A 14,089-nucleotide genomic window follows, 5' to 3' on the forward strand; every position below is an offset into this window, starting at 1 on the left:
CGGATAGATGCAGCGGGGCAATGATAGCGGTTTCGACGGAACCCCCGACCGTCCGGTCGTCTCAGTCGCCACCGGCCGCCCGTGCGTGTCGTCTCGCGTCTTCCGGCGAACGTCCCTCCCTGATCATCGCATCGATGAAGAGCTCGCCGGCTCGGTATGACGAGCGAACCATCGGTCCGGATGCACAGTAGAGGAAGTCGAACTCCTCCTCGGCGACGGTTTGCCAGACGTCGAAGACGTCGGGATGGACGTACTCGAAGACGTCGAGGTGTGTGCGGGACGGTTGGAGGTACTGCCCGAACGTGACGATATCGACGCCGACCTCCCGGAGGTCACCGAGCGTGCGGTACACCTCGTGGTCGTACTCGCCGACTCCCAGCATGAGGCTCGTCTTCGTATAGACATCGGCGGTGCGATCGATCCGGTCGAGCACCGAAAGCGACTGTTCGTAGGTCGCACGGCGATCACGGACGGGCCACTGAAGCCGCTCCACCGTCTCCACGTTGTGGGCGATCACGTCCGGGCCGGCATCGACGATTCGGTCGACCGCCTCCGGGTCGCCCTGGAAGTCGGGGATCAGCGTCTCGACGAGGATGTCGGGGTCACGGCGTTTGATCTCGCGGATCGTCTCGGCGAAGTGTGCCGAGCCGCCGTCCGCGAGGTCGTCGCGATCGACGGAGGTCAACACGACGTACTCCAAGCCGATCTCCGCGACCGCGTCCGCGACGTTCGCCGGCTCGTCCGGATCGAGCGGCTCCATCCCGCCGGTTTCGACGTCACAGAAGTTACAGCCCCGCGAGCAGCGGTCGCCCATCAACATGAACGTGGCCGTTCCGGGGCCGTTCCGGCCGGACCAACACTCGCCCATGTTCGGGCAGTTCGCCTCCTCACAGACGGTGTGGAGGTTCCGGTCGCGGAGGCTCGCTTTGATCGACGTAAAACGGGTCCCGGACGGCGGGCGCGACTTGAGCCAATCCGGTTTCCGTCGTCCGCGTTGCATACTCACACGGTCGGGTCGCTGGAGGCAAAAACGTGCGGGTCGCCGGTCCGCTCACTACCCGTCAACAATCACGATCGGTCACTCCGTATGTATCCGACCGGCGGCGTCGATCCCGGACGCCTCCACCGCGAGGGCTGCGACCGCGTCCATGAACGCCGTTCGATAGCTCGCCGGGCCCGGCGGGTCGCCCGCGGCGGCCCGTTCACCGGCGACGCCGAACGCGACCGTCGCGATCAGCATGGCCTCGGTATGGGTCCCAAGCGGGGGCACGTCGCCGTGTGCCAGCGTCGCGAACGTCGCGGCCGTACTCCCGAGCATACAGCCCGACCCGACGAACGTCCCCATTCGCTCGTGACCGGCGGTGACCCGATACACTGCCTCGCCGTCGGAGACGACGTCGACGGGACCCGATGCGATGACGACCGCGTCGTGTTCGGCGGCCAGCGCACGGGCGGCCCCGTCGATCGCATCGCCCTCGTCGACCGACTCGACCCCTCGAACGGCGGCCTCCTCCCCGGCGAGTCCGCGTATCTCCCCGACGTTACCCTTTATAATGTCGACGTCGACGGCATCGAGGATCCGTCCGACCGATTCGACGCGGTGAGGCGTCGCGCCGTAGCCGACCGGATCGAGCACGACCGGACTCCCGGCGTCGTTGGCGCTGCGCCCGGCATCGATCATCGCGTCGATGTCGTCGCGGCTCGCCGTCCCCGTGTTCAACAGGACGGCATCGGCGCCAGCGGCCATGTCGGCGGCCTCGGCGGGGGCGTCGGCCATCACCGGGAGGCCGCCCCAGTGGAGGGTGATATTCGCCGTCTCGCTCGTCGTCACGGCGTTCGTGAGGTGATGCACGAGCGGCGATCGGTCCGAAAGCGCCGACAGCGCCCGGTGAACTCGCTCGCCGTCGATATCGACGTGCGCATCCTCCTCACCGGGCATCGGCGACCACCTCCCCAAGCCGGCGGGTCGCGGCCGCCGGATCGGCGGCGGCCGTGATCGCCGAAATGACGGCCACGCCCGTCGCGCCCGCCTGAATGACCGCGGCAGCGTTGCCCTCGCCTATGCCACCGATCCCCACGATCGGGAGGTCCACCGCCGAGGCGATCGCACGGATCCGTTCGGGGCCGATCCCGGATTCCTCCTCCGGGACGTCCTTCGAGTCGGTGGCATACACCGCGCCCACGCCGAGATAGTCGGCCCCCTCGGCGACCGCCCGCTTCGCTTCCGCCGTCGTCGACGTCGAACAGCCGATGATCGCTTCGGAGCCGAGTTGATCGCGGGCGACATCGATCGGGAGATCGGACTGGCCGAGATGAACACCATCGGCGTCGATCGCCGCCGCGATGTCGACCCGGTCGTTGACGATGAGCGGTACATCCGCGTCCGCGGTGAGTTCGCGTAGCTCGCGACCCAAGCGGTAGCGATGGCGCGCATCCGTTCCCTTCTCGCGTAGCTGTACGGCGTCGACGCCGCCGGCGAGCGCCGCCCGGACGACCGCGACGGTGTCACGGTCCCCCGATCGGCTCGCCTGCGTCACGAGGTAGGTCCGCCACGTGGATGGTTCCATGGGTGGTACCACTCAATGATGGAGAAAAACCGTTCCGCTTCGGGTCGCGTTCGACCCTACTCGTCGGCGGCGATCGCCTCGATCGTCTCGATGCTGCCGGTCAGCTCGCGGTGGACGTACGGGATGTCGATACCCGCGTCGTCGAACGCCTCCTTCACCGACTGGACGTACTCGGAACGGATCTTCACGAAGTCACCCCGGTCGGGGTCCTCGATCCACCATCGCGACTGGAGCCCCACGTCGGAGTCGCCGAGGTCGACGAGCCTGACCGAGGGGGCGGGGTCATCGAGGATGTCCTCGTGTTTTTCGGCCTCCCCGACGATGATGTCGGTCGCCTCGTCGATGTCGTCGTCGTAGCCGATGCCGAAGACGAACTTCTGTCGGAGCGTGTCGTAGGCGACCGGGTTGGTGACGGCGTTGTTCGCGAGGTCGCCGTTCGGCACGGTGACCAACTCGTTGTCGAAGGTGCGCACCCGCGAGACGCGGAGGTCGATGTCCTCGACGCGCCCGGCGTTGCCCTCCCACTGGATCCAGTCACCCACCTCGAACGGCTTGTCCTTGAGGATGAAGATCCCGGCGACGAAGTTGCCGAGGAGGTCCTGCGCGGCGAACCCGACCGCGAGCGCGAGCGCCCCGCCGAAGACGGCGAACGCCGAGAGGAACGCCCCGTATCCGGCGACGGTAAAGGCGATGGCGATCGCGGCGACCCAGACGATCGCGTTCGCGACGCTCGTCCCCAGGCTCCGGACGACCTCGTCGAACCCGCGCGAGCCCAACACCCGGCGCACCGCGGGGACGAAGAGCGTCTTTCCGAGGAGCAACACCACGACGAACCCGAGCAGGAACGCGGCCGCGGAGACGACCACCGCACCCGGGTCAAGCGCATCGACGACTTCGTCGGCTTGTAAAGGGAGCATCACCGACCCTATTTGCGAGTATATTTAAAGAAGCTACTGGCCACGCGGTTTTTTACTGACGGTCACGGCGGTCGGCTCCGCCCGGCCGACGGGTTCGCGTCGCCCTCGGCGGACAGCGGTCCCTCCCCCCGTGCAACCGCTCGAAGCCGGCGTCCATGCACGTCGTCCCGGCGGATCCGTTCCTGCACCGCCGGCGGGATCCACGCGTCGCGGTCGCGTGGTTGGTCCGCTCGGTCCGACGACGCCGGCCGGATGTCGTCGGGGAGGTAGCGGGCGTGCGTCGGCAGGCGTTCCCGAAGCGGCACGTTCCCGTCCGCGGCGATCGACCGAAGTTCCGAAAGCCCCGGCCACGCGTAGTCGGGATTGATGTAGTCGTCGGTGACCGGCGAGACACCGCCGAGATCGTCGATCCCGCAGTCGAGCAGCTCGGCGGCGGCGGTGAGGTTCGGCGGCACCTGCACGGAGACCTCCGCAGGGAGCCCCGCGCGGGCCATGGCGACGACACGCCGGAGGGCCTCACGGTCCGGCCCCTCGAAATCGGAGCGTTCGTTCGGCACCACCGGCTGGACGATCACCTCCTGGACGTGCCCATACCGCTCGTGGAGCCGGCGGATCGCGAGGATGCTTTCGGCGCGATCGCGCCATCCCTCGCCGATACCGACGAGGATCCCCGTGGTGAACGGGACCCCGTGCCGACCGGCCGCCCGGATCGTTTCGAGGCGACGCTCGGGGGTCTTCTTGCGTGTGCCCGAGTGGGCGTCCACGTCGGCGGTCGTCTCGAGCATGACGCCCATCGAGGCGTTCACCTCCCGAAGGGTGCGGAACTGCCCCTCGGTGAGGTCGCCGGGGTTCGAATGCGGCAACAGGCCCTCCTCCAAGGCGATCGCACAGGCCGTATAGAGGTAGTCGTGGATCGACTCGAAGCCCCACTCGGCGAGGGTTTCGTGGATCGAGACGTACCGATCGTCGGGGTCGTCGCCGAAGGTGAAAAGCGCCTCCGTGCAGCCGGCGTCCGCGCCGACCCGGCAGCGCCGACGGACCTCCGCCGGCGAGAGCAGCGTCGCCTCGCCCGGGACATCGTAGTACGTACAGTACGTACACGTGTAGCGACACGCCGTGGTGAGCGGGATGAAGACGTTGCGGGCGAACGTGAGTCGGTCGGTCGGGTCGACGTCGGCCGGCGCGATCGAGCACAGCCGCTCGACGTCGGCGTCGTCGATCTCGATCCCGAAGCGGCTCGTGGCCGATGACACGGATCGCGTTCGGCGGCCGAGGGTTATAAACCGCCACGGTCGCAGGAGATGACGCTTATAAATGGCCACGGTAGCGGTTTCGTTCACTCACGAACGACGCCGACGCGGCCGTCCGTAACGCCGAGTCGAAAACCGGCCTCGCGGAGCCACGCGGCCGCAGCGCCGTCGCCGTGGAGCAACACCTCCGTGAGATCCGCCGGTTCGTCGACGTCGCTCGCGAGTCGATGGGAATCGATCTCCCTGACATCCGCGTCGATCGCCGCGGCGATCCGTCGATGATCCCGGACGGACGCCCCGTGATAGTCGACCCGAAACGACGGGTCCCGGACGACGAGCGCGTTCGTGCCACCGCCGCGTCCGGGCGCGATGACCACGTCGCCGTCGGCGGTGAGGAGCCGTTCGATCGCCGCCGACGTCGCGATGGCGAGGTCGGCCATCACGACCGCGACCGGCTCGTCTGGGGTCGGCCGACGGTCAACGAGTTGCGCGTTGACCGCCGCCGAGAGGGCCCGATCGTCGACGATGACGGGAGGGGTGGCGATACCGGCCGCCGCTGTAATGGCGTCAACGTCGAGGTCGTCGGCCGGCGACTCCGCCGGCGGAGTCGTCAACAGGGTCGGCTCGCCGCCTGCGGCCCGTACGGCGGCGAGGACATCGGTACACATGGCGCGGGCGAACGCCGTCCGCTCCGCTCGCGAAAGCACGCTCGACAGTCGAGACTTTGGACGGTCGGTCGAAAACGGAACGAGCACCTCCATCGGAGGCTCGGTCGTTTAAAAGAGCGATTCGAGCTCGTCCTCGCCGTCGTTGACGAGGCTCTCGAGGTTCTCCTCGCTCTCCTCGCGGATCTCCGCGAGGTTGTCCTGCGCTTCGATGGCGACCTGCTGCAGCTCCTTGATCCGGGGGACGTTCGTCACGCCCGCAAGCAGGATGACCGTCGCGACGAAGCCGGCACCACGGTACGGGTAGTCGCCGCCGCGGACCTCCATCGACCCGGTCTGCTCTTCGAGCCACTTGCGGCCGCGCTCGATCCCCTTTCTGTTTAAATACTCCGGCGGCCCCGCGAGCACGAGCAGCGCGCGCTCCGTGCCCTCGATCTCACACGGAAGCGTGAGCCGACCGAGCGCCGCCTTCCGGACGAGGCTCGTGATCCGGTTGGTGGTGTGAGCCGTGTCGAGTTCGTCGACGCCATCGTCGTTGCGGAGCCGCGAGAGCAGCCCTCCCGAGTTGCGCTCTTCGACCTCCTCTTCCGCGTAGCCGACCGTGGAGACGCCGCCACCGGCGAGCGTGTTGATGATCTCCGAGGAGTCGACGACGCTCTCTGCGACCTCCTGCCCCTGTTTGATCTCGCCGGCCCCAAAGAGGATCCCGAAGCGGCGAACGATCTCCTCGTTGATCTGCTCGTAACCGCCCTGCACGGACTCCCCGGTCTGTCGCCACGCATCGTTGTCGAAGACCATGAGGTTGTCCACCTCGCGGACGAACGTCTGGAACGACCGCGCGGCGTTGAGCGTGTAGATCCCGCCTTCGTCGCTGCCGGGCAGGATGCCGAGCCCGTAGACCGGCTCCGTGTAGATCCGCTTGAGGTGTTTCGCGAGCACCGGCGCGCCGCCGGAGCCCGTCCCGCCGCCGAGCCCCGCGACGACGAGGAACGCGTCGACCTCGTGGACCGGGATGGAGTCGATCGCGCCCTGGACCTCGTCCATGTCCTCCTCGGCGATCTCCGCGCCCAGCTCGTTGTCCGCGCCGACGCCGTGGCCCTTCACGCGCGACTGTCCGATGAGCACGCGCTGCTCCTCCGAGATGTGTTGTAATCCCATGAGGTCGGCTTTCGCCGTGTTGACCGCCGCCGCCGCCCGCACGATCTCGGAGCCCGTCCGCTTGTCGTACTCCAGGAACTTGTCGACGACTTTCCCACCCGCCTGTCCGAATCCGATCATTGCCAGTTTCATCGTGTACCCCGCTTACCGTTTGAAAACACACAGCGCCAACTGGAATATAAGGCTTCTGATGCCGTTACCAGCTTTGAGATTTCCGTGCGACGCAGCGACGCGGTAACCCCGACGCGGTGGGGTGATTTCGTACCGTTCGACGTCGATCGATATCGTGATTTCATGTTGACAAGTGTGGTTCGATCCGGTCCCACCGTATCCGTGTGGTTCATGCGACCCCCAGATACGACGCGAGCGTGGTCATCTCCGATTCGTCGATCCCGAACGCCCCGACATCGTTCTCGGCCGCCGTGTTGTCGAAGCTGAGCGAGCGGTACTGATCGGCGCCCATCGGAAAGCCGGGGACCGCCCCGAGGACGGTCAGCCCGACCTTCGCGAGCGGCATCGGCAGCGGCACGATCGTGATCCCTTTCCGTTCCGCTTCATAGACCAAGTCCGTCACCTCACGGAGGGTCAACACCTCCGGGCCGCCGACCTCGTACGTCTCGCCCGCGTGATCGTCCGTCTCGGCTGCGGCGACGAGCATCGGCACGAGGTCCTCGACGTGGATCGGCTGAAACCGGGTCCGGTTGCCGCCGCCCGGAAGGGGATACATCGGCACGACGGGCGCGAACATCTTTTTTAACCGCTTGGTGAAGCCGACGAACTCCCCGCCGTCGCCGAAGACGACGGAGGGCCGGAAGATCGTCCATTCGAGGTCGCTCTCGCGGACGATCCCCTCGGCTTGCCCCTTCGAACGGATATACGCCGTATCGCCGTTCGGGTCGGCCCCGAGCGCGCTCATCTGAACGAATCGGCTCGCGCCACCCGCCTCGGCCGCCCGGACGAGGTTTTCGGTCCCGCCACGGTGAACCCGGTCGTGCATCTCGTTGCCGCCTTTCGGCTCGAAAAGCGGCGAGAGCGCGACGAGGTTCACCACGACATCGTGCCCCTCGACGGCCGGCTCGATCGAGTCGTACGCCGTGACGTCGCCGGTCGCCGACGTGACGCCCTCGGGGACGTCGTTCGGCGAACGCGACAGGGCGGTCACGTCGTGGCCCCCGTCGGCGAGCGCCCGACAGAGGTACGACCCGATGAACCCGCCACCGCCGGCAACAAGCACCTTCATGGGGCGTAACACGTGAGGATGAACCGTAAACTTACCGCGCTTGTCAGACGTGGGGCTGACGACGGGATGACGGCGGCAGCGGAGCTCGTAATCGGTATCACCCCGATTTATAAACGCCGCCCCCCGAGCGCGACCATGCTGGTCACGCTGGAGGGACTCGACGGCAGCGGTAAGACGACGGTCTGGGAGGCGCTTCGCGACGTCTATCCGGACGCGACGTTCACCCGTGAGCCGACGAGCAGCTGGTATGGCGACGCCGTCTACCGATCCATCGAGGACGACGACGCCGACCCGCTCGCGGAGCTGTTCTTATATACTGCCGACCACGCCGACCACCTCGAACGGACGATCCGGCCGGCGCTCGCCGACGGCGACCTCGTCGTCTCCGATCGCTACTCCGACTCCCGGTTCGCGTATCAGGCGGCGACGCTGGCGTCGAGCGATATCGAGATCCGCCGCCCCCTTGAGTATATAAGGGGCATCCACGAGGCGTTCTCCCGTCCACCCGACGCGACGCTCTATCTCGACCTCGACCCGCGAACCGCGGCGGAGCGCTCCGGGCGCACGAACAAGTTCGAGGAGGACGGCTACCTCGCCGCCGTCGCCGAGAACTACGAGCGACTGATCGCCGCCGAACCCGACCGATTTGTTCGGATCGACGCGACCCGTTCGCCCGAGGAGGTCCTCGATCACGTCGAGTCGGTGATGGAACGGTTGCTCGCCGAGGGCTGAATTCGCGGATCGAGTTAGCCCCCGCTCACGTCGTGTCCGGCAGCTCGTACTCCTCCGGCGGGGGCATGTAGAGGTAGTCGATCGTCGCGCCGAGCACGACGGGCAAGAAGACGAGCACGGCGAACACGACCGACGGGCTCCCGAGGTCGACGCCGGTGCCGACGCCCAACACGCCGGTAAACACCAACGTCGAGGCGAGCAGCACGATGGGTGGGAAGATCGCCGTATAGACGATCCACCCCCATGTCGTGTTCAACCGGAGCCGGAAGAATCGTGTCATGACGCCGGCGGCGAGGGTGTGTGCGGCGATCAGCGCGAGCAGCGACACGAACCCGAAGACCGAGAGCATATCAGTGCTACGTGCTCCCGGCTTTTCCGCCTATCGGAGTGCCGGGAGCGGGCGCTTACGGCCCGGCGCTTCCCTGCCGACGTGCGGCCGAGAGGAGATCCGAAACGGGTTCGACGTACTCATAGCCCGGGATCACCCCCTGCACGTAGGTTCCCTCGACGAAGTCGATAAGCGCGCCCGCGTCGTCGACGCCGCGGCGTTCGTTGATATCCGTGAACGAGAAGGCGACCGTTATCTCCTCGCCCGTACGTTCGACGTCGGGGTCGAACTCGTGTTCCTTCCGGGTGACCGCGCCGACGTCGACGACACGCAGCTCGAACGTCTCGTACCAGCCCTCCTCGACCACCTCGGCGATCTCGTCGGCCGCCGTCGCCGACAGGGTCGGAACCGTGACGGTCACGTCGAATCGAATCCGACCGTCCTCGGCGTCCGCGACGTCGACCGCGCCCTCGAAGGCGGTCGTGGTCGACTCCCAGCGTGCGTCCCGTACCTGCTCGAAGGAGCCGTGGCTTGCGAACGCGCGACGAACGCGACCCGGTGGTGTCTCGGAACTCATGTGAGCTGAAAGGGGCCGATCGCTACAAAAGGGCGTTGTGTCCGGTGTCGCGCCCATGCCGCACGGAGCGCCTCGCCTCCGTACACGATAGTGGCACGGTCGACCGGTACTGATGCGACTTTAGGGTTCGACCGGAAAGGGGGATCCATGGCCGACCGAGTTCTCTCCACCGCGGCGCTCATCGACGCGCTCGCGGACGCCTCCTTCGACCGCCCGCCGGCGCTCGTCAGCAACGCACATATCACCGGCCTCGGCGTCGCCCGAGCGCTCGCCGCCCACGACGTGCCCGTGATCGCCCTCGATCGCGCCGGTGGTCCACCCTCGACCGACGACGACGGTATTGAAACGGTCCCGCACGACGGGCTCGCGCCGCCGTCCGAGGCGATCGATTTCGCCGGCGCGGTGACCTACCCCCTCGACGACCTCGATGGCTTCCGGGCGGACGTGGAGGCGATCGTCGAGGCCGCCGGCACCGAGGCGGTCGCGTTCGGTTGTATGGACGAGTGGGCGCTCGCGTACGCGGAGGCACAGCCGGACGGCGTCCGACTCCCCTTTTCGGGGATCGACGTCGTCGACGACGTGTTGAACAAATCGAAACTCTACGCGACCTGTGAGGATCTCGGCGTGCCCTACCCCGAGACCTATCGGCTCGGCGACGGTCCGGAAGCGGACGCGACGCCCGAAGAAGCGGCGGACGCGCTCGGCTTCCCGCTCGTCGTCAAGCCGGCGCTGAAACGCGAGTTCGAGGAAGCGTTCGGCACGAACGTGATCGAGGTCGACGATCACGAGTCGTTCACGAAGGTCGTGGACGAGGCGAGGGAGGCCGAGATCGACGTGATGGCACAAAAGCGGGTCGACGTCGCCACCGGCGAGGACCACTCGCTGGCGTCGTACGTGCCGCCCTCGGGCGTCGAGGACGCGCTCGCGGTCGTCGGCAACGCCGCGGTCCGGTTCCCCCGCCAGTTCGGCACCTCCTGTCTGGTCGAAACCGTCGACGCACCCGAGATCGAAGCGCGCGCGCTCGCCGTCCTCGAGGACGCCGGCTACTATGGGATCAGCGAGTCGGAGTTCGTCTACGACGCCGAGCGCGAGGAGTTCCTGCTGCTCGACGTCAACACCCGCCCGTGGAAGTGGATCTCGATGCCCGTCGCCGCCGGCGCGAACCTGCCGATGGCGGCCTACGCCGCCGTCACCGACGCCGAGTACGAGTCGGACGGGATCGAACCGACCCGGTGGGTCTACCTCCGCGACTATCTCACGCTGCTCGCGACCGACGACGGGTTCTGGGACGTCCTCCGCGGCGAGGACTGGGGACGGCTCGTCTCCGGCGCGTTCGAGACCGAGGGCTCGCTGACGACGGGCGTCTACCGGCCGTCAGATCCCGGCCCCGCTGAAAAGCTCTTGCAAACGGCGTTTCTCGACCGGGAGTACTACTGCTCCTGTTGAGGCGTGCGGATCGGTTGTGATATAAAATCGGTGCTGATTGAACACCGTTCGCACAGAATTTCATATGTAAGGAAGACCAACTTAAGTAAGGAATGGCGATCTCAGCCGACGGAACGGTTACGAGCAAGGGGCAGGTGACGATCCCAAAGCGGATCCGCGACGAGCTCGGCCTGCGCGCGGGGACGGAGGTGGAGTTCACCCTCGCTGAGGATGGGACGCTTCGGGTCCGGCCGAAGCAACCGGCGTTCGAGCGACTGCGGGCCGTCAAAGACCAACTCGTCGAGCACGACATCGATCTCGAGCAGATCCGTCGGGAATCGAAGCGTGAGTGGAGCTCACACCTCGACGTGAACGAAACGTGATATTCTTCGACTTTCTTGGTCGCTGAGCGCCACTCCCGTTTCCCTCTCGTCCTCGTTCTCGTTTCTTGACGAACCGGCAACCGATCCACCCGGCCCGAACGGTTTCCCCCAAGCGCCGATGAGTACGACCATGTACGCCATCACCAACGGCCTCGTCCACACCGCCACCGAGCGCGGAACCGTCGAGGGACACGTCCTGATCGACGACGGCGAGATCGTCGCCGTCGGCGACGTCGATGTCCCCGCTGAAGCGACCGCGATCGACGTCGGCGGCGACCACGTCACGCCGGGGCTCATCGACGCCCACAGCCACGCCGGCATCTCGGAGTGGGGCGAACCGGAGGACCGCGACTACAACGAGGGGACCGACTCGGTCACGCCCCACGTCAACGCGCTCGACGGCTTTCATCCCCGCGACGAGGAGCTGAAACACGCCTTCCGGAACGGGGTGACATCGGTGTCCGCACGGATGGGCTCGGGCAACGTCATCGGCGGGATCATCTGCTCGATGAAGACCTACGGGCTGACCGCCGACGGGATGTTGATCCGCGAGGACGGGATGAAGGCCGCGATGGGCGAGAACCCGAAGCGGTTCCACGGCGAGGAACAGGGTCGCCAGCCGAGCACCCGCCCCGGCGTCGCCGCCACGCTCCGGGAGGCGTTCATGGCCGCCGAGGACTACGTCGACCGCCGCGAACACGCCCGAAACGCGGGCGAACCGTTCGAGCGCGACCTCGGGATGGAGAACCTCTCGCGCGTCCTCACCGAGGGCTTCCCCCTCCGGGTGCACGCCCATCGGGCCGACGACATCATGACCGTCTTCCGGATCGCCGAGGAGTTCGGGATCGAGAACCTCTCGATCGAACACGCGACCGAGGGGCACCTGATCGCCGAGGAGTTCGCGAAACGGGACGTACCCGCGGTCGTCGGCCCCTCGCTCTACTCGGGTGCGAAGTACGAACTCCGCAACATCACCTTCGAGACGCCGGCGATCCTCCACGAGGCCGGCGTGGAGGTCGCGATCCAGACGGACGCGCCGGTCGTCCCGCAACACCACCTCGACGTCTGTGTCGGGCTCGCCGTCCGGGAGGGCTTCCCCGCGGACGACGCGCTCGCGGCGGTCACCCGCGTTCCGGCGGAGATCCTCGGGATCGACGACCGCGTCGGTACGCTGGAGCCTGGAACGGACGCCGACCTCGCGGTCTGGGACGGCGTGTTCTATGAGAACGGTACCCGGACGCGACACGTCTTCGTCGACGGCGAACACGTCTTCGACCGCGAGCGCGACGCCGTCGATCCGCGCGAGGAGTACGCCTGGTAGTCGGATTCTATCGACCCACCGGTCGGCCGTCTCAGTACGCGTCACCCGCGACGTAGCCCGCGTCACCCGCGACGTAGCCCGCGTCGCCGTCCGCGTCCGCCGTAACCCGTTCCGCGAGATCGACCAGGGTGAGCCACCCGAGCAGCCGCTCGGCACGCTCCAGCCAGCTCGTCTCCCAGTCGGGATCGCGTGCACGGTCGTGTCGGGGCACCCGATCGCGGGTGGCCGCGAACACGTCCGCGGCGGTCACCGGATCCTCGCGGGTCGCCTCGCCGAGCAGCGCGAGTGCCTCCGGGGCGAACAGCACGCGCTCGCGAAGCCCACGTCGCACGCCCTCGGGAGTGAGATCCGCGTCCGTGCGTTTGAACCCACGCGGCGTCGACTCGACGAGTTCGAGCGCGTCGAGAAACGCCAGCCAGTCGTTCGCGACCTGTCTGGTGTCGAGATCCGTTCGGTCACAGAGGCGCGCACAGCAGTCGTCGGTTCGGCCGGGGACGAGCGGAACGGCATCCCGGTACGGCGTGATCCCGGCGAGCGTGTCCGGCGGCTCCGGCACCGGCTTCAGTCGCATCAGCGGTAGCCGAACGACGCCGCGAGCAGCTCCTCGTCGGTCTTTCCGACCGTGTAGACTGGACCGTCGACGACGTCGACGGTCACTGTGGCGGGCGCGAAGACGGTCTCGGGGATCGAATAGAAGTCCCAATCGGCCGCCTCGAAGATCTCCACGAAGGGCGTCCCGTAGTCGTCACGGGCCGTCGAGACGAGTCCCTCGAACCGATCGTCGTCGCGGGCGACCTGCAGGTGAACCTCCCCGCCGTAGGCCAACGCGTCGTTCGTCCGGCCCATCGCGCGGTCCTCGTCGTAGGTGACGGGGGCGATCGGGGCCCGTCCGGAGGCGTGGAGGACGTCGGTGGGCTCGTAGCCGATCTCCAGCAGGCGGAAGACCGCCAACTCGGCGGCGCGGGCGGCAGTCGCGACCGAGCCCGCCATCGACCCGGTCGCATACGTCGGGAGGAAGACGCCGCTCGGTTCGACCTCCGAGAGCTCCGCGACGTGCTCGGCGACCGTCACGTCCGGCAGCGCCGTGGATTCGACGGTCAGCGTGGCGAACTCCGAGGAGTCGTAGTAGCCGACCCGCTCGAACTCCGTCTCGCGGCCGACGAGCGCGCGGGCCGGCCCCGATCCGAGCCCCTCGAACCCGTTCTCGAAGGCGAGCTCCCAGCCGGCCTTCTGTGAACACAACAGCGAGACGGCCGGGTGGTCGGTCGAGAGTTCGACGTAGGCGCGCGGCGCGCCCGCGACCTCACCCATCGACGTCCGGACGTTCGCGAGCCCCGCGGTCTGGATCTCCGCGAGCAACAGTCCCGCCTCGACGCCGCCCCCGGCCTCGACGCCGAAGTCGACGACCGTCGCGCCGTTGTCGAGTTCGTAGCCGACGACGTTCAGCTCGCCCGCGAAATCGAGCGCCTCGTCGACGAGTTCGATCGCGGTCCGATTGATGCTCTGCATATGGGTCCGTTCGCCCC

16 protein-coding genes are annotated in these 14,089 nt (G+C 67.5%); 4 read left to right on the forward strand and 12 right to left on the reverse strand.

Going from position 1 to position 14,089, the window contains the following annotated elements; genetic code table 11:
• Positions 1-61: 61 nt before the first annotated feature.
• From lipA to CHB65_RS01455, 8 genes are all read right to left on the reverse strand, one after another.
• Positions 62-1,000, reverse strand: a complete 939-nt coding sequence (lipA, locus tag CHB65_RS01420) for a lipoyl synthase (RefSeq protein WP_089383256.1) — start codon at positions 998-1,000, stop codon at positions 62-64.
• Positions 1,001-1,078: 78 nt separating this feature from the next.
• Positions 1,079-1,939 carry a hydroxyethylthiazole kinase gene (thiM, locus tag CHB65_RS01425; protein WP_089383257.1) on the reverse strand — a complete coding sequence of 287 codons (861 nt, stop codon included), beginning with the start codon at positions 1,937-1,939 and terminating at the stop codon, positions 1,079-1,081.
• Positions 1,929-2,567 carry a thiamine phosphate synthase gene (gene thiE / locus CHB65_RS01430; protein WP_089383258.1) on the reverse strand — a complete coding sequence of 213 codons (639 nt, stop codon included), beginning with the start codon at positions 2,565-2,567 and terminating at the stop codon, positions 1,929-1,931. Before thiE ends, thiM begins: the two co-directional genes overlap by 11 nt.
• Positions 2,568-2,623: 56 nt before the next feature.
• Entirely contained in the window at positions 2,624-3,484 is an 861-nt protein-coding gene (locus CHB65_RS01435) for a mechanosensitive ion channel family protein (protein ID WP_089383259.1), read from the reverse strand.
• A gap of 62 nt (positions 3,485-3,546) precedes the next feature.
• Complete coding sequence (gene cofG / locus CHB65_RS01440) at positions 3,547-4,737, reverse strand: 7,8-didemethyl-8-hydroxy-5-deazariboflavin synthase subunit CofG (RefSeq protein ID WP_089383260.1); 1,191 nt, start codon at positions 4,735-4,737, stop codon at positions 3,547-3,549.
• An 83-nt stretch (positions 4,738-4,820) separates the two neighbouring features.
• A complete protein-coding gene (cofC, locus tag CHB65_RS01445) occupies positions 4,821-5,495 on the reverse strand; it encodes a 2-phospho-L-lactate guanylyltransferase (RefSeq protein ID WP_089383261.1) in 675 nt (224 codons plus the stop codon).
• A 15-nt stretch (positions 5,496-5,510) separates the two neighbouring features.
• Positions 5,511-6,689, reverse strand: coding sequence for a tubulin/FtsZ family protein (locus tag CHB65_RS01450; RefSeq protein WP_179213551.1), 1,179 nt, complete (start codon positions 6,687-6,689; stop codon positions 5,511-5,513).
• 208 nt (positions 6,690-6,897) lie between these two features.
• Positions 6,898-7,797 (reverse strand): complex I NDUFA9 subunit family protein, encoded by a 900-nt coding sequence (locus CHB65_RS01455; RefSeq protein WP_089383262.1) that lies wholly within the window; start codon positions 7,795-7,797, stop codon positions 6,898-6,900.
• Positions 7,798-7,932: 135 nt separating this feature from the next.
• Between CHB65_RS01455 and tmk the strand changes: the two genes are divergently transcribed.
• On the forward strand, positions 7,933-8,529 hold the full coding sequence (gene tmk / locus CHB65_RS01460; RefSeq protein ID WP_089383263.1) for a dTMP kinase: 597 nt from the start codon (positions 7,933-7,935) through the stop codon (positions 8,527-8,529).
• A gap of 25 nt (positions 8,530-8,554) precedes the next feature.
• Here the strand turns inward: tmk and CHB65_RS01465 are convergent, their stop codons facing one another.
• Positions 8,555-8,878 carry a hypothetical protein gene (locus CHB65_RS01465; RefSeq protein ID WP_089383264.1) on the reverse strand — a complete coding sequence of 108 codons (324 nt, stop codon included), beginning with the start codon at positions 8,876-8,878 and terminating at the stop codon, positions 8,555-8,557.
• Positions 8,879-8,933: 55 nt separating this feature from the next.
• Positions 8,934-9,434, reverse strand: a complete 501-nt coding sequence (locus CHB65_RS01470; RefSeq protein ID WP_089383265.1) for a DUF5813 family protein — start codon at positions 9,432-9,434, stop codon at positions 8,934-8,936.
• Between the two features lie 147 nt (positions 9,435-9,581).
• Between CHB65_RS01470 and CHB65_RS01475 the strand changes: the two genes are divergently transcribed.
• The 3 genes from CHB65_RS01475 (at position 9,582) to CHB65_RS01485 (ending at position 12,563) form a co-directional block, all read left to right on the forward strand.
• Complete coding sequence (locus CHB65_RS01475) at positions 9,582-10,880, forward strand: carboxylate--amine ligase (RefSeq protein WP_089383266.1); 1,299 nt, start codon at positions 9,582-9,584, stop codon at positions 10,878-10,880.
• 92 nt (positions 10,881-10,972) lie between these two features.
• On the forward strand, positions 10,973-11,242 hold the full coding sequence (locus CHB65_RS01480) for an AbrB/MazE/SpoVT family DNA-binding domain-containing protein (RefSeq protein ID WP_089383267.1): 270 nt from the start codon (positions 10,973-10,975) through the stop codon (positions 11,240-11,242).
• Between the two features lie 130 nt (positions 11,243-11,372).
• A complete protein-coding gene (locus tag CHB65_RS01485; protein ID WP_089383268.1) occupies positions 11,373-12,563 on the forward strand; it encodes an amidohydrolase in 1,191 nt (396 codons plus the stop codon).
• A 31-nt stretch (positions 12,564-12,594) separates the two neighbouring features.
• Here CHB65_RS01485 and CHB65_RS01490 read toward each other — a convergent pair whose 3' ends face one another.
• On the reverse strand, positions 12,595-13,134 hold the full coding sequence (locus CHB65_RS01490; protein ID WP_089383269.1) for a hypothetical protein: 540 nt from the start codon (positions 13,132-13,134) through the stop codon (positions 12,595-12,597).
• Entirely contained in the window at positions 13,134-14,072 is a 939-nt protein-coding gene (gene mch / locus CHB65_RS01495; RefSeq protein WP_089383270.1) for a methenyltetrahydromethanopterin cyclohydrolase, read from the reverse strand. The genes CHB65_RS01490 and mch overlap by 1 nt, the downstream gene beginning before the upstream one ends.
• Between the last annotated feature and the right edge of the window lie 17 nt (positions 14,073-14,089).

Source organism: Halorubrum vacuolatum, assembly GCF_900188065.1.
Taxonomy (GTDB): domain Archaea; phylum Halobacteriota; class Halobacteria; order Halobacteriales; family Haloferacaceae; genus Halorubrum; species Halorubrum vacuolatum.